Annotated in this window: 12 protein-coding genes and 1 pseudogene; 6 read left to right on the forward strand and 7 right to left on the reverse strand. The window is 67.1% G+C overall.

The window, feature by feature from the left end; translation table 11 throughout:
- Positions 1–27: 27 nt before the first annotated feature.
- Positions 28–477, forward strand: a pseudogene (locus tag K2Y56_RS13490) (AAC(3)-I family aminoglycoside N-acetyltransferase); the annotation flags it as partial.
- 95 nt (positions 478–572) lie between these two features.
- Here the strand turns inward: K2Y56_RS13490 and K2Y56_RS13495 are convergent.
- Together K2Y56_RS13495 and K2Y56_RS13500 are read right to left on the reverse strand one after the other, a co-directional pair.
- Positions 573–1652, reverse strand: a complete 1080-nt coding sequence (locus K2Y56_RS13495; RefSeq protein ID WP_292508151.1) for a quinone-dependent dihydroorotate dehydrogenase — start codon at positions 1650–1652, stop codon at positions 573–575.
- Entirely contained in the window at positions 1649–2023 is a 375-nt protein-coding gene (locus tag K2Y56_RS13500; RefSeq protein ID WP_292508154.1) for a DUF952 domain-containing protein, read from the reverse strand. The genes K2Y56_RS13495 and K2Y56_RS13500 overlap by 4 nt, the downstream gene beginning before the upstream one ends.
- A gap of 181 nt (positions 2024–2204) precedes the next feature.
- Between K2Y56_RS13500 and K2Y56_RS13505 the strand changes: the two genes are divergently transcribed.
- From K2Y56_RS13505 to K2Y56_RS13515, 3 genes are all read left to right on the forward strand, one after another.
- Positions 2205–2837, forward strand: coding sequence for a helix-turn-helix transcriptional regulator (locus tag K2Y56_RS13505; protein ID WP_292508157.1), 633 nt, complete (start codon positions 2205–2207; stop codon positions 2835–2837).
- Positions 2838–2910: 73 nt separating this feature from the next.
- Positions 2911–4038 carry an ATP-binding protein gene (locus K2Y56_RS13510; RefSeq protein WP_366848775.1) on the forward strand — a complete coding sequence of 376 codons (1128 nt, stop codon included), beginning with the start codon at positions 2911–2913 and terminating at the stop codon, positions 4036–4038.
- Between the two features lie 129 nt (positions 4039–4167).
- Entirely contained in the window at positions 4168–5172 is a 1005-nt protein-coding gene (locus K2Y56_RS13515) for a TIM44-like domain-containing protein (RefSeq protein ID WP_292508160.1), read from the forward strand.
- 81 nt (positions 5173–5253) lie between these two features.
- Here K2Y56_RS13515 and rsmA read toward each other — a convergent pair whose 3' ends face one another.
- From rsmA to lptF, 5 genes are all read right to left on the reverse strand, one after another.
- Positions 5254–6111, reverse strand: coding sequence for a 16S rRNA (adenine(1518)-N(6)/adenine(1519)-N(6))-dimethyltransferase RsmA (gene rsmA / locus K2Y56_RS13520; RefSeq protein WP_292508164.1), 858 nt, complete (start codon positions 6109–6111; stop codon positions 5254–5256).
- The gene (gene pdxA, locus K2Y56_RS13525; protein WP_292508167.1) at positions 6108–7127 is read right to left on the reverse strand and encodes a 4-hydroxythreonine-4-phosphate dehydrogenase PdxA; all 1020 of its coding nucleotides are present in this window, start codon (positions 7125–7127) and stop codon (positions 6108–6110) included. Before pdxA ends, rsmA begins: the two co-directional genes overlap by 4 nt.
- A 41-nt stretch (positions 7128–7168) precedes the next feature.
- Positions 7169–9754 (reverse strand): LPS-assembly protein LptD, encoded by a 2586-nt coding sequence (locus tag K2Y56_RS13530; RefSeq protein ID WP_292508170.1) that lies wholly within the window; start codon positions 9752–9754, stop codon positions 7169–7171.
- Positions 9755–9840: 86 nt separating this feature from the next.
- Complete coding sequence (gene lptG / locus K2Y56_RS13535; RefSeq protein ID WP_292508173.1) at positions 9841–10929, reverse strand: LPS export ABC transporter permease LptG; 1089 nt, start codon at positions 10927–10929, stop codon at positions 9841–9843.
- Between the two features lie 13 nt (positions 10930–10942).
- Positions 10943–12100, reverse strand: a complete 1158-nt coding sequence (lptF, locus tag K2Y56_RS13540; RefSeq protein WP_292508176.1) for an LPS export ABC transporter permease LptF — start codon at positions 12098–12100, stop codon at positions 10943–10945.
- Between the two features lie 203 nt (positions 12101–12303).
- Between lptF and K2Y56_RS13545 the strand changes: the two genes are divergently transcribed.
- Positions 12304–13794: a leucyl aminopeptidase gene (locus K2Y56_RS13545; RefSeq protein ID WP_292508178.1), complete on the forward strand. Its 1491-nt coding sequence runs from the start codon at positions 12304–12306 to the stop codon at positions 13792–13794.
- The gene (locus tag K2Y56_RS13550) at positions 13791–14486 is read left to right on the forward strand and encodes a hypothetical protein (protein WP_292508181.1); all 696 of its coding nucleotides are present in this window, start codon (positions 13791–13793) and stop codon (positions 14484–14486) included. Before K2Y56_RS13545 ends, K2Y56_RS13550 begins: the two co-directional genes overlap by 4 nt.
- Positions 14487–14596: the final 110 nt, after the last annotated feature.

Genomic DNA, 14596 nt, shown 5'->3' on the forward strand with positions numbered 1-14596 from the left:
TCTCCCGCGCCCGGTCGAGGTTTGCCGATGACTATTCCATCCTTCACGATCCGCCGTCTCGGACCGGCTGACCTCACCGAGATCCGCGCCCTGAACGCCATGTTCGGCGAGGCGTTTTCCGATCCGGCGACCTATGGGGATGCTCCCCCCGACGATGCCTATTTCCAAGGCCTGCTCGCCAAGGACCATATCGCGGTTCTCGTGGCGCTGGCGGAGGGCCGGATCGTCGGCGGGCTCGTCGCCTACGAGTTCGACAAGTTCGAGCGGGCGAGGCGGGAGGTCTACATCTACGATCTGGCCGTCGCGGCCGGATATCGGCGTCAGGGTATCGCCACGGCCCTGATCGCGCGGCTAGGCGAACTCGCAGCGAGCAGGGGGGCCTGGGTCATGTCCGTCCAGGCCGATCACGGCGACGAGCCAGCGATCGCCCTCTATGGCAAACTCGGCGAGCGCGAAGATGTGCTGCATTTCGACATCGCGGTGGGAACGTGGGGTCGCGCGCTGACCCCGGCAGATGGTCGAGCAGGGCCAGACCAGGTGCACTCTGCTCACGGTCCGTGCCGAGAGCCTGATCAGACAGGCAGCTTGGCGAGTTCCGCCGCGTCGCGGCCGACGACCGCCCTCAGGCTTGCGGCGCCTTCCGCACGGAGGCGCGCGACGAGTCCGGCCTTGATCGAACCGACGAGGCCCGGCCCGGAATAGACCAGCGCTGAGTACAGCTGCAGCAACGAGGCACCGGCGCGGATCTTGGTCCAGGCGGCCTCGGCCGAGTCGATGCCGCCGACGCCGACCAGGGGGATCGTGTCGCCGACACGCAGATAGGTCTCGGCCAGAAGCCTGGTTGCAGCGCCGAAGAGAGGACGACCGGAGAGCCCTCCAGTCTCCCTCGCCAGATCGGCCTCTGAGAGGCTTGCTGGGCGCGCGATCGTCGTATTCGAGACGACGAGGCCCTGAATGCCGCGCCGCAAGGCCGTAGCCGTCATCGCGTCGAGGGCGTCGAGGGTGATGTCCGGGGCGATCTTGAGGAGGATGGCGGTAGCCGGCTGGACGTCGTCGCGGGCAGCCACGACGCGAGCCAACAATTCGTCGAGGAAGGCCTCGCCCTGAAGGTCGCGCAGTCCTGGCGTGTTGGGCGAGGAAACGTTGACGGTGATGAAATCCACGAGGGGCGCCAGCGTGGTCGTGCAGGCGACGTAGTCGGCGAGACGATCCGTCGATTCCTTGTTGGCACCGATATTGACGCCGACGAGGCCGGGCCGTCCGCGTCGGACGGCGAGGCGCCGGGACACGACGTCGAGGCCCTCGCTGTTGAGTCCGAAACGGTTGATGACGGCGCCGTCCCGGGCGAGGCGGAAGACCCGCGGGCGCGGGTTGCCGGGCTGAGGCTTCGGGACCACGCCGCCGACCTCGACGAAGCCGAAGCCGAGCCCGAGCAGGGCGTCGGGAACTTCCGCCCCCTTGTCGAAGCCCGCCGCGAGGCCGACCGGGTTGGGGAAGCTGCGTCCGATGCACTCGACAGCGAGTGAGGCATGGTCCGGCGCCGTCGCGAGCGGCGGCATCAGCTTGAGAGCGCGCAGTGTCAGGTTATGCGCGGTCTCGGCATCCAGGCCGTGGAGGATGGGCTTGGCGAAGGGGAAGAGCGCGCCGATCATGCCTTCGCGCCTTCTTCGATGGAGGCAGGGAAGACAGTGACGGGGAAGACATGGCGGCCATCCGGTCCGATTGGCAACGGGTCTACCGACCGCACCGCCGAGAGCGGCAGGGTGCCGTAGAGATGCGGGAACAGGTCGCCCCCGCGCGATGGCTCGTAGCGGAGTGCGGGTCCGAGCGAATCGGCATCCACGGCGACGAGCAGCAGGTCGTCGATGCCTGCGAAATGTCGCGCTGCGGTCTCGATGGCCTGAGCGGCGGTCGAGAAATGAATGTAGCCGTCCGAGAGATCGATCGCCGCCCCACGGAAGATCCCCTCGGCTTCGGCCTCTTGCCACGGCGCACGCGGGCAGATCTTGTAGATGAGGGGCATTGCAGATCCTCGCGGAGACACGCCGAAAGCCGATTCTTCAGCCCGCGATAGTGTGGGTCGTCGCAGCCTGCAACATCAGGAACAGGGGGCGGTAAAGAGCGGTTGCCTTTCGAACCGCCTAGTTCTAATTTCCTACATCTAGGCTGTGTGTCTCAACGTCATCCGTATCCCTGAGCCCGCCATGCTGTCCCATGAGCAGATCTGGACCGCGATCGACAGGTTGGCCGAGCGCTACGGGCTCTCCGCCTCTGGCCTCGCCCGTCGCGCTGGTCTCGATGCAACGAGTTTCAACCGCTCCAAGCGGATCGGGCCGGACGGCCGCAAACGCTGGCCCTCCACCGAATCGGTGTCCAAGGTTCTGGCCGCGACCGGCGCCACTCTCGATGACTTCCTGCGCCTGATCGAAGTGCGGGTCGGGCCGCAGCGCACCACAGTCCCGCTGGTCGGCATGACGCAGGCCGGCTCGGGCCGGCTCTTCACCGACGAGGGCATGCCGACGGGCGGTCCGGGCTGGGAGGAGATCGACTTTCCCGATCTGGGCGAGGACCGCGCCTTCGCCCTCGAAGTCCAGGGAGACTCGATGGAGCCGCTCTACCGCGACGGCGACGTGCTCATCGTCTCGCCCACCGCCAGCATCCGCAAGGGCGACCGGATCGTGGTCAGGCTCGAAGCGGGCGAGGTGCTCGCCAAGGAGCTCAAGCGGAAGACTGCCCGCACCATCGAGCTCGCCTCGCTCAACAACGACCATCCGGATCGGGTCGTGGCGGTGGGCGAGATCGCCTGGATGGCGAGGGTGATGTGGGTGCGCCAGTAGGGAATTTGGCCGGCACCGGCATTCGGTTTATCGATGCGCCGTTGAGGGGCGTCCCTGGGATGTCGGATCGATCATGGCCTTGCGCGCTGCCGAAGAGACGCCGGGGGGCCGCCGCGAGGCGGTCATGGGCCCTGACCTCGCCGCCCTCCTTGCTGCTTCGGCGGTGCCAGCGCTTCTGGTCGACCCGGCTGCCGGCGACATGCCGGTCCGTCTCGCCAACCCGGCCTTCCTTGCGCTCACCGGCTACGCCGCCGCCGATGTCCTCGATCATCCCATCCGGTTTCTGGTCGGCTCCCAGGCCGAACGCGACGCGCGCGGGGGTCTCGTAGCCCTCCTGAGCGAAGGCAGATCGACGGAGATCCTGGCCGCCCGCAAGGACGGCTCGACCTTCTGGGCCGAGCTCCTGCCGGCCGCTTCCGGGGGAGTGGAGGCGGGAACTCTTCATCTCATCCAGATCGTCGACATCACCCGCCGCCGCGACGCGGAGGCCGCACTGGCCCTATCGCGGCAGCGCGAGGCACTGGGGCTCCTTACCAACAGCGTCGCCCACGAGTTCAACAACTTCCTTCAGATCCTGATCGGCTATATCGACGGCCTGAAGCGACGGCTCGGCGAACAGCCCGAACCCTTCATCCAGCGGGCGATCCTGCGCTCCACGGATGCGGCCGAGCGAGCAACGATCCTGACCCGGCAATTGCTGGCCTATTCCCGCCGCATCGCACCGGACGTGCGGCCGATCGATCTCGGCGCCGTTGTCACGGAGTTCGCCGACACGGTTCGGCCGACGCTTCCGGAGCGGATCACCCTCGTGGTCGAGACTTCGCCCGACTTGCCCGCCGCGATGAGCAACCCCACCCAGATCGAGTTCGCCCTCGCCCAGATCCTCGCCAACGCCTGCGAGGCGATGCCGCGCGGAGGAACCGTCACGGTCTCGACCTTTAAGACGGCGCCCATCGATTACGGCATGGCAAGGCCCGGTGACGGCACCGTCGGCATCGCTGTCGCCGATACCGGGCATGGCATGACGCCAGAGATGACAGGGCGGGCGCTGGCTCCCTTCGCCACCAGCCGCGAGGCAGGGCGCGGGACAGGCCTCGCCATCGTGCATGGATTGATGAAACGTCAGGGCGGGACCGTGGCGGTGGAAAGCCATCCCGACGAGGGAACGGTGGTCCGGCTCGTCTTTCCCGCGGTGCGCTGACGCCGCGACGAACGATTAGCCATGCTACGGTGCAAACGTCCTTGCATGGACTAAAAACCGGCCTGGCACGTCACCATCTATGTATCGGCACTTCCGCCGGCACCGTTCGATCTTCGCAGAGGCGAAATCATGCTCATGTCCACCTCGCGCTTCAAGCGCGCGGCCACCCTTCTGACCCTCGCAGCGTCGCTGGCTCTTGCCGCGCCGATCGTCGAGGCCCGTCCGGGCAGCAGCGGCGGAATGGGTTCGCGCGGTTCCAAGACCTACACCGCGCCGTCCGCGACCCCGACCGCGCCCGGTGCGGCGGCGCCGATCCAGCGCACGCAGACGCAGCCCGGCCCCGCCATGGGAAATCCCGGCATGAATCCGGCCGCGGCCCAGCGTCCGCGCTTCGGCGGCGGCTTCATGGCCGGCCTCCTCGGCGCCGGTCTGCTCGGTGCGCTCCTGGGTAGCGGCTTCCTCGGTGGGTTGGGCGGTATCGCCTCCTTCATAGGCCTGCTCCTCCAGGTCGGCCTCCTGGTGCTGATCGTCACCTTCGCGGTGCGCTGGTTCCGTCGCCGTCAGGCCGGTCCGGCTCCCGCCGCTTATGCCCGCGACTCCGCCGGCTCCGGCATGAATCCAGGTGGCATGAATCCAGGTGGCATGAATCCCGGCGGTATGAATCCCGGCGGCCTCAATGCCGGCGGGATGTCACCTCGCGGTCCCGGCATGGGCGCGGCTCCCGTGGCGGTCGGCAAGGTCGCCATCGGCCCCGGCGATTTCGAGAGCTTCGAGCTCGCCCTCAACGACGTTCAGGAGGCCTATGGCCGCGAGGATGTCGCCCGGCTCCGCACGCTCGCGACGCCGGAAATGGCCGGCTACTTCGAGGAGGAGCTTCGGGCGAATGAGCAGCGCGGCGTCGTCAACCGGATCTCAGGCGTAAAGCTCAACCAGGGCGACCTTTCGGAAGCCTGGAGCGAGGGTCAGACCGAGTACGCGACGGTCGCCATGCGTTACGCCATCACCGACGTCACCGTCGATCGTCGCACCAACGCGGTGGTGGAGACCGGCGAGCCGGAAGCGGTGGAGCTCTGGACCTTCGTCCGCCAGCGCGGCGGCCGCTGGCTGGTCTCGGCGATCCAGCAGGGACGCTGAGACTTAGCAATAGCGTGAGATCGAAGGCCGTCGGGGAAACCCGGCGGCCTTTCTCATGTCAGGCCGCCCTGATGGAAGCCTCTACCCCGCGAGCGCCCGCGCCATGGCGACGAAGCCCGCCATCGGTACTTCCTCGGCCCGTGCGGTTTCCGGGATGCCAGCGGCGGAGAGAAGGACCGAAGGGTCCGGCGTTGCCGCCTTCAGGCTTTGGCGCAGCATCTTGCGGCGCTGGCCGAAGGCGGCCCGCGTCACCGCCTCCAAGGAACGCACCGAGCAGGTCAGCGGCTCTGCCCTGGGCTTAAGCTGAACGATGCTGGAGGTCACCTTGGGCGGCGGCACGAAAGCACCCGGTGCCACGTCGAACAGGATCGAGGCCTGCGTGCGCCAACCGCAGAGGACGCCCAGACGCCCGTAATTCGCCCGGTCGTCCTCGTCCGCCACGATGCGTTCGGCGACCTCACGCTGAAACATCAGCGTCATCGAGTCCCACCATGGCGGCCAGGCTTCCTGCGTGAGCCAGCCGGTCAGGAGCGGCGTCCCGACATTGTAGGGGAGGTTGGCGACGATCCTCACCAGGCCCGTTCCGACGATCTCGCGCGGATCGAACCGGAGGGCATCCGCCTCCACCACATCGAGGCGTCCGGGATAACGCGCGGCGATCTCGGCGAGGGCCGGCAGGGCGCGCGGATCGCGTTCGATGGCGACGACCCGTGCCGCCCCCTCTCTCAGGAGGGCCCGCGTCAATCCACCCGGTCCTGGGCCGATCTCGACGACGGTGACACCTTCCAGGGGCCCTGCCGACCTGGCGATCCGGCCGGTGAGATTGAGGTCGAACAGGAAGTTCTGGCCCAGCGCCTTCTTCGGTTCCAATCCGTGCCGGCGCACCACCTCCCTGAGTGGCGGAAGGCCATCCCCGCTCAATGCACCGTCCTCGCTCAACGAACAGTCCTGCCGAGGCGCGCGGCGAGGCGCAGGGCCGCCATCAGGCTGTCGGGCCGAGCGACCCCGCGGCCGGCGATGTCGAAGGCCGTGCCGTGGTCGGGGGAGGTCCGCACGAAGGGCAGCCCGAAGGTGACGTTGACGCCATCGTCGAAGGCGATGGTCTTGATCGGGATCAGAGCTTGGTCGTGGGTCGGCGTCAGCGCGACGTCGTAGGCCGCCCTGGCGCGCGGATGGAACAGGGTGTCGGCCGGGAGCGGTCCTCTGATGTCGATCCCCTCGGCTTGGAGCGTCGCGACGGCGGGCTCCAGGACGTCGCGATCCTCGGTGCCCATCGTCCCGGCCTCGCCGGCATGCGGATTGAGGCCCGAGAGCACGAGGCGCGGCTTGGCGATGCCGAAGCGGCGCGTGAGATCGGCGGCGACGACCCGGGCGGTGCGTACGACGAGATCCTCGGTCAGGAGGTCGGGCACCCGGCGGAGCGCCACGTGGATCGTCACGGGCACGACCGCCAGCGTCTCGCTCCACAGCATCATGACCGGCAGCGGCTGAGTCTCGCCGGGCTCGACACAGAGCGCGGCGAGGAATTCGGTATGGCCCGGATAGGCGAAGCCGACCTGTGTCAGCACATATTTGGCGATCGGATTGGTGACGAGCGCTGCGGCCATGCCGGTGCGGACGAAGCCTAGAGCGGCCGTGATGGACTCGAGGGTCGCGCCTGCATTGGCGGGGTCCGGGCGGCCGGCTACCGCGTGGATGCGGGTGCCGCTCGGCAGCGGCACGACGGGAAGCGCTCGGGGAAACACCTCGACTGCCCAATCGGCCCCGACCTCCGCGATCGGGACCTGAAGGCCGATCTCGCTGGCGCGGCGCTCGACGAAGTCCGGGTCACCGACGAGGAAGAACGGCGGCAGGCCCGGTCCGTCATCCCGCGCGCGCCATGCAGCGAGCGCGATCTCGGGGCCGATCCCGGCGGGATCGCCGAGGGTCAGGGCGAGGGGAGCGTGAGCGGTCATATCCGATCCGGTAAATCGCTGAAGAGCGACCACCGGTAGCCCTAACGCACGGCGGCGATGCCGTCAGCCGCCGTCACCGAACTTACGTTCTGACGCAGGTCCGCCTCGCCGAGGGTCTTCAACTCGATGCGTAGCAGGACCGTCTGGTTTCTCTCGCGGGTGCCGAGCGCCGTCGCGGTGGGGGCGACGATGTAGTTGAGCGAGACGGTGGTGCACTCATCCTGGTAGCCGCCGCCGACACTCATGCCGGACACGAAGAACCTGTCCGAACGGTCGTAGATCGGCGCCGTGCCGATCGGGTTGGCAAGGTAGCTGTTGAGCGCATCCGCATAGGTGTCGCGCACGTCGAGATAATGAGTGAGGTCGACCAGCGCCGAGCCGGTGACGAACCAGTTCGGCGTGACGTGGTAGGTCGCGGATGCTGAGACGCCCTCGCGGCGGTGGCTGAAGCCGAGCGCCGGCTGCGCCTCGTAGTAGGAATAGAACAGCGAGAGGTCGATCGGCGCGAACGGCGCCAGCCGCGCAATGGCGCCGGTTTCGAAGCGGTTTACCTTGAAGTCGCGCTGGTCGAAGCGGGCGCGGGCGATCAGGCTGATGTTCTGGTTGGGCGAAACCTGGAAGCGTCCGACATAGTCGGAGGCGCGCCGCTCGAGCCCCGAATCGAGGCCGACATTGGCGATGTCGCCGCGTCGGAAGGAGTTGACGCCCGCGACCTGGATCGACTCTCCGAAGAGCAGGTTGGCGTACCATCCGGACGGGGTCACCACCGAGTACTGCGCACCGAGATTCGCGCGCACGCCGCCCTCGACCCGGTCGTAGCCGGAGAATTTGTCCCACTCGAACAGCGAGGTGTCGTCGAAGACGAGGCTCTGCGCATCCTCGTTCGGCAGGCGGCCGATGCGGGTCTCGCTCGGGCGGGCGATGAGCTGTGCGATCGGCTCGATCGTATGGACGCCGAACGCGCCGAAATTCCCGACGAACGGATAGCGGTAGTCGATGCCGATCGCCGGCATCACGCGGCCGGAGAAATCCTGGTCCTGCGAGGTGATGTTCTGGACGAGGTTGTTCTGGAAGCCGGTCCGGCTCGGGTCGACGAAGAAGGCGTCGGTGCGCAGATAGGCGAAGGGCGTGATCGCCTGGCCGAGATCGTCGATGAAGGTCCGGCGCCACGAAGCCTGAGCCGACACCCGCGTCTGCTCGCCCGCCAGACCGCGGATCAGGCAATTGGCGCGGTTGAAGGTCGTGCAGGTCTCGTAGAGCGGGTAGCTGATCCCGTTGGCGCTGGGGCTGAACAGGTAGCTGCCGGTGCGAGGGATACCCTGGAAATCCGTCGCCTCGCGGCTGAGATGGGTGATGTTGCTCTCGAAACGGACCTCGCCGCCGAGCGGCTGCGGACCGTTGATGCGCTTGTCGTAATCGATCACCGGCGCGACGATCGGCTGTTCCTTCTGCCAGTCGAAGCTCGACAGGCCCTTGAAGTAATAGGCCCGCGCCTCGAACCAGGAGCGGTCGCCCTGGCCGATCAGGTAGGCGGTGGAAACCGCCTCGCGGAAATAATCGGTCGTGATGCTCTGGTTGCGGATGCGGTAATTGTCGAGGAACCACTTGTCGGTGACTCCGACGAGCTCCCAGCCCGTCCGCCAGCGGTCGTTGATGTAGAACTGGCCCTTGGATTCGATCGAGCCGCGGAAATCGCGGTCGCCCGCACCGAGCGGTCCGGGCAGGAAGGCGCTCGGCGTCGTCTGGAAGATGCCGCTGAGCCGCAGGTTATAGGAGCCGCTGTCGAGGCGGTGGCGGAACTCGCCCTGGCCGAGGACGCCCTGGTTGCTGAGGAAGGCGGGCGAGAGCGTGAGGTCGTAGTTCGGCGCGAGATTGAAGAAGTACGGCACCGCGATGCCGCTGCCGAGCGCCGTCGACGAAATGAAGCGCGGCGCCAGGAACCCCGACTTGCGCCTCACCGTGGGATCGGCCGCCTCGAAATACGGCAGGTAGGCCACCGGAATTCCGGCGATCTCGAGGGTCGATTCCTCGAAGGCGATCGTGTGCGTCTCGTTGTTGTGGACGATCCTGGTGGCGCGGACCTGCCACAGTGGCGGCGTCTCGGGTCTCGCCTTGCACGGTTCGCAGGCGGTGTAGGTGCCGTATTCGAAGCTCGTCTGCTCGCCCTCGATCCGCTCGGCGCGCGGGGCGGAGAAGCGGGCCCGCACGACCTCGCCCTTGGTCTCGACGTTCTGCTGGATGCGCAGGGCATCGATGAAGCCGTTCTTGAAATCGTCCGTCAGCTCCATCCGGTCGCCGGTGAGTACCGCGCCGGTCTCGTCGGTGAGCCGGACGTTGCCCTCCGCGAAGACGCGTGAGGTGGCGCGATCGTATCGCACGCGGTCGGCGAGCAGGGTGCGCGGCCCGTAGTGCAACTCCGCATTGCCGCGGGCGGTGACGGTGTTGTTGTCGTTGTCGTAGATGAGCTCCGCGGCCTCGACGAGCAGGCGGTCGCCCGGCTTGTCCGATTTCGGCTTGGGCGCAGCCCTCGTCTGGGCAGCCGCAGGGGTCACCGCTGCCAGCGGCAGGGCGACGACCAGCAGCGCCGGTAATCCGGCTGCGATCGCGATGGTGGCGACCTTACGCAACGCTTGTCCCAACCTCTGCCGCAACCCGGTGTGCCGCAACGCCCGATACCAAACGAATCTCCTGTTCCGTCCACGCTGTGCCGGCATCAGCCGTCCTCCTGATGGAGAAGCGTGAGCGTACCCAGAAGACTCCCTACCACGGCGGGGAACCACGCCGCCACCGTCGGCGCGACGATCCCCGACGCGCCGAGCCCCTCCATCACCTGCCTGGCGACGTAGAGCAGGAAGCCGGCCGCCACACCGCCGAGTACAAGACGGCCCACTCCACCAAAGCGGAAGAACCTTAAGGAAACGCTGGCGGCCACCAGCACCATGGCTATGAAGAGGAGCGGTCTCGCCATCAGGACACCGTACTGGAGTCGGTAACGGGTCGCATCCAGCCCGGCCCGCTCGGTGCGTGAGATGGTCTCTGGAAGTTGCCAGAAAGGCACAGATTCCGCAGGGGTGAAGCGCTGGCGGATCTGTGCCTGGTCGAGGTTCGAGGCGATGAGATAGGTGCCGAAGCTCTCTGGCGGCGCGCCCTCGCCCATCAGTCGCGCTTCGGTCAGCTCCCAGTAGCCGTCGTGAAGGTTCGCCCTCGCCGCCTCGATCTGGGAGACGAAACGCCCGTCCTCGTCGAAGTTGAACACCGAAACCCCGGCGAGCGAGGTCGTTCCCTCCACAGCCGTCTCAGCCCGGATGATGGCCTGCCCGTCGAGACTGCGCTGGCGGATCCAGAGATCCTTGCCCGAATTGGCCTTGGTCGAGCGGGCGAAGATCTTCGCCTCGATCTCGGTGGAGCGCTGCTTCATCAGCGCGGAGGCCGGATTGTAGATCGCTACCGTGAACACGCCGATACCCAGCGCCACGAACAGTCCCGGCTGCAGGAACTGCCAGGCCGAGATGCCGGCAGCGCGGGCGACCACGAGTTCGAGCTTACGCGAGAGCTGGAGCAGGGCCGCCATCGAGCCGAACAGGATGGCGAATGGCAGCACGCCCTCTGCCACCGCCGGGGTGCGGTAGAGGGAGAGCTGCGCCATCAGCCCCGTCGAAGCGCCGGCCGTGTCGCCTGCACGCCGCAGCAATTCGATGAAATCGAGGGTGTAGACCAGGGCGAAGACAGTGAGGAACACGCCCAGGATCGTGCGCAGGAAGCGCGCCGCGAAGTAGCGGCCGAGGGTGGCGCCGATCAGCATGACAGCGGGACCCTCAACCGAGCCTCGTCCGGCGGGGCGCAATCATTCCCTGCAGGCCGCGCGACAGGCGCTCGGCGGCCGCGCGCAGGGCCGTCCCGCGGAAGATCATCAGCGATGAGAGGACGATCGCAAGGAGCGGTACCGCGTAGATGGCGAAGACCGCACCCTGGCTCCGGACCGCTGCGCTGCTTGCCGTGAAGCCCGCGATGCGCAGGAGTACGACGGCGATCACCGCCCCGGCCACCGCCATGCCGCGGCCCTGGCGTGTCGTGCGGGGGTCGCCGAGTGCCGCGAAGGCGATGAAGGCGATAGCCAGGGGGTAGAGCCAGGCCGAAAGCCGGTCGTGGAGCTCGGCCCGGAAGCGGCCCTTCTGGAGCGTGTAGTAGAATTCGGACCGGTCCGGGAACAGCAACTGGCTCGTCGAGCGCTCGCGCGGCTTGAAGACCACCTCGCCGTCTGGCGGCGTGAAGGCTGCGAGATCCACCGTGTAGCGCTCGAAGGTGATGATCGAGGCCTCGCGCGTGTCCTTCTGCTGCCTATGGATGCTGCCCTTCTCGAGAGCGAGATAGCTTTGGCCGTCATAATCCACCGCCTGGCCGCGCTCAGCGAGGTAGACCACCGTCTTTCCCGCCTCCCGCTTATCCTGGATGAAGAGGCCAAGCAGCGTGCCGCCAGGGCCGCGCTCGCGGAAATGGAAGGTGATGCCGTTGTCGAGGCTGGTGAACTGGCCTTCCTTGACGACGTTGGCAATGAAATCGCCGCGCACGCGTGTCACCACGTCGCGCAGTTCCTGGAAGCTCGACGGCATCACCTGAATCGTCAGGAAAGCGACGGCGAGGCTCACCGCGAGTCCGAGAGTCAGGAACGGGCGCAGGATGCGCCGCGGCTCCATGCCGGCGGCTGACATCACGATCAGCTCGGAATCGCCGTTGAGCTTGTTCAGGGCGTAGACGATGGCGATGAACAGCGCGACCGGGGCGATCACGGTGATCAGGGTCGGCAGCGACAGACCGGTGATCAAGAAGAAGATCACCAGGGTCTGGCCCTTGGCGGTGATGAGGTCGAGTTCGCGCAGGGCCTGCGTCACCCAGATCGTGCCGGTGAGGCCGATCAGGCAGGCAAAGAACGCCGAGAGTGCGATCCGGAAGATGTATCGCTGGATCTGCGTCATCGGCTCTCGCGGTCGCGCCACATCGTCTGTGTGTCCAGGGCGGCCGGCCTCCTGCCGGACGAGGATGCGCCCCTGAACCGAGGCCTTTTCGCGGCGCCGTCCCCGCGTTGCGTTCTCGGCCTCAATCGGTACACAGGATGCGCGAACCCGCCCCTGATGGTGGGTGCCGAAGCACACATCGGATAGAGTGGAAAGCGAAGGTCATGGCGGACGGTATCACGATCGCATTCGGGCCGCTCGGCCCCGTGGACCACGGCGATCTGGTGGTTTTCGTCGGAGACGACCTCACCCTTGCTCCCAGCGTCCTCGAAGTGCTCGGACGCAACGTCGCCGACCTGATCGCGCGCGCCGCGCCGAGCGAGCGGTTCAAGGGCAAATCGCTCTCCGCGCTCAGCCTTCCGGCTCCCGCCGGCCTGAAGGCGGACCGCCTCGTGGTGGTCGGCCTCGGCTCCGAGGCCGATCGGGCCAAGACCGACTGGTTGGCCCTCGGAGGATTCACGGCGAGCAAGCTCTCCGGCCGTACTGCGCATCTGGCCCTCGCTGTTCCGGGCATGACCGCTGCCAACGTCGCAGACGTCGCCCTCGGGGCGCGCCTGCGGCATTACAGCTTCGACCGGTACAAGACCAAGAAGAAGCCCGATGCCGAGGACACCAAGCTCACTGCGCTGACGCTCATGACGTCGGACCCGGCCGCCGCCGCCGCCGCCGCCAGGACCACCGACGCCGTGGCGGACGGCGTCATGCTCGCCCGCGAGCTCGTGAACGAGCCGCCGAACGTCCTCTATCCGGAGGAGTTCGCCCGTCGTGCACAGGCACTCACCGAACTCGGCGTGAGCGTCGAGGTGCTGGGGCCGAAGGAGCTGTCCGAACTCGGCATGCGCGCCCTGCTCGCCGTCGCCCAGGGCTCGACCAAGGAAGCCCGCGTCGTGATCATGCGCTGGAATGGGGCTTCCGATCCGAACGAGACGCCGATCGCCTTCATCGGCAAGGGCGTGTGCTTCGACTCGGGCGGCATCTCGATCAAGTCGGCCGGCGGCATGGAGGACATGAAGGGTGACATGGGCGGGGCCGCCTGCGTCGTCGGCACCATGCATGCGCTGGCCGCCCGGAAGGCTAAGGTCAACGTCATCGGCGCCATCGGGATCGTCGAGAACATGCCCGACGGCAACGCCCAGCGCCCCGGCGACATCGTCACCTCTATGTCAGGCCAGACCATCGAGATCATCAACACCGATGCCGAAGGCCGCCTCGTCCTCGCCGACGTCATCTGGCACATTCAGGGCGCCTACAAGCCGAAGCTCATGGTCGATCTCGCGACCCTCACCGGCGCCATCATCGTCGCACTCGGGCAGGACATCGCGGGCCTGTACTCGAACGACGACGAACTCGCCGCCAAGCTCTCCGCAGCGGGCGAGGCCACCGGCGAGGCGGTGTGGCGGATGCCGCTCATTCCCGCCTACGACAAGGCGATCGATTCGAAGTTCGCCGACATGAAGAACTCGGGCGGCCGCCATGGCGGGGCGGCTACCGCGGCCTCGTTCATCAAGCGCTACGTCAACGACGTGCCTTGGGCGCATCTCGACATCGCGGGTGTCGCAATGTCGTCCAATGCCAGCGAGATCAACCGGTCCTGGGGCGCTGGCTGGGGCGTGCGCCTCCTCGACCGTCTTGTCCGGGACAACTACGAGTCATGAGCTCGATCGCCGCCGCCGGGCTCCCCCTAGCGGCGGTCGTCATCGCGATCCTGGCGGCGTGGGCGGCCGGGTTCGATCATCGCAGCGCGCTGCCGCCGGGTCTCTCGGCGTCATTCTACGGCTTCTTCCTCGATCGATACCCGCTCTTTGCTGCCGCCATCGTCTATGGCCTCGCCAGGCTCGTCGTAGCCGCAACGGCGCCCGGCCCCTCCGGCACGATTCGGCGAGCGGTCGGACTCGGTATCGGCGCCGTCCTTCTCCTCGGCCTCAGTCTCTATCCGACCTTTGGCGGTCTCGTCCTTCGCGGGGCCTTCGCGACCGGCGGCATGGCGTTCCTCAATCAGCAGCCGATGATCGTCGCCTACGGCCTCGGTGCCGCGACCGCAGCGTTTCTCTTCGCGATCGCTCTTGGGCTCGGGGGCCTCGCTGCGGGCGCCGAAAGAGGGCCTCGTGGCTTCAGGAGCATCGCCGTTGCGACCATCATCGGCTTCCTCTTCCTATGGTTCGCTTTCGCTGTCCTCGGAATCGCTCGGGAGGCCGGTTTTGGTAACTGGCCACGCGGTCCCCTTCGCTCCGGCGACGCTTTCGTAGCGATAGGCTTGGCGCTGGTGGCTTTCCTGCCGCACGCCCTGCTCGTTGCCTTCCGCCGATCAAGGCAATTCGGGCATACAGAACGGCTGGTTAGTGCCTAAGATCCTGTCGACGACACCGTGAACGCATCTACGCTGGGTTGATCGCTATGGCAGGATATCGATAAATGGTTCAGATATGAACTAAGGCGAAAAATCGCCATTTCGAACAA

It is taken from the genome of Methylobacterium sp. (genome assembly GCF_019745455.1).
Lineage (GTDB): Bacteria > Pseudomonadota > Alphaproteobacteria > Rhizobiales > Beijerinckiaceae > Methylobacterium.

Coding starts and splice junctions, on each gene's coding strand:
- K2Y56_RS13495 (WP_292508151.1), bottom strand. CDS start 1,652: ATGATCGGCGCGCTCTTCCCCTTCGCCAAGCCCATCCTCCACGGCCTG.
- K2Y56_RS13500 (WP_292508154.1), bottom strand. CDS start 2,023: ATGCCCCTCATCTACAAGATCTGCCCGCGTGCGCCGTGGCAAGAGGCC.
- K2Y56_RS13505 (WP_292508157.1), top strand. CDS start 2,205: ATGCTGTCCCATGAGCAGATCTGGACCGCGATCGACAGGTTGGCCGAG.
- K2Y56_RS13510 (WP_366848775.1), top strand. CDS start 2,911: ATGGCCTTGCGCGCTGCCGAAGAGACGCCGGGGGGCCGCCGCGAGGCG.
- K2Y56_RS13515 (WP_292508160.1), top strand. CDS start 4,168: ATGCTCATGTCCACCTCGCGCTTCAAGCGCGCGGCCACCCTTCTGACC.
- pdxA (WP_292508167.1), bottom strand. CDS start 7,127: ATGACCGCTCACGCTCCCCTCGCCCTGACCCTCGGCGATCCCGCCGGG.
- lptG (WP_292508173.1), bottom strand. CDS start 10,929: ATGCTGATCGGCGCCACCCTCGGCCGCTACTTCGCGGCGCGCTTCCTG.
- lptF (WP_292508176.1), bottom strand. CDS start 12,100: ATGACGCAGATCCAGCGATACATCTTCCGGATCGCACTCTCGGCGTTC.
- K2Y56_RS13545 (WP_292508178.1), top strand. CDS start 12,304: ATGGCGGACGGTATCACGATCGCATTCGGGCCGCTCGGCCCCGTGGAC.
- K2Y56_RS13550 (WP_292508181.1), top strand. CDS start 13,791: ATGAGCTCGATCGCCGCCGCCGGGCTCCCCCTAGCGGCGGTCGTCATC.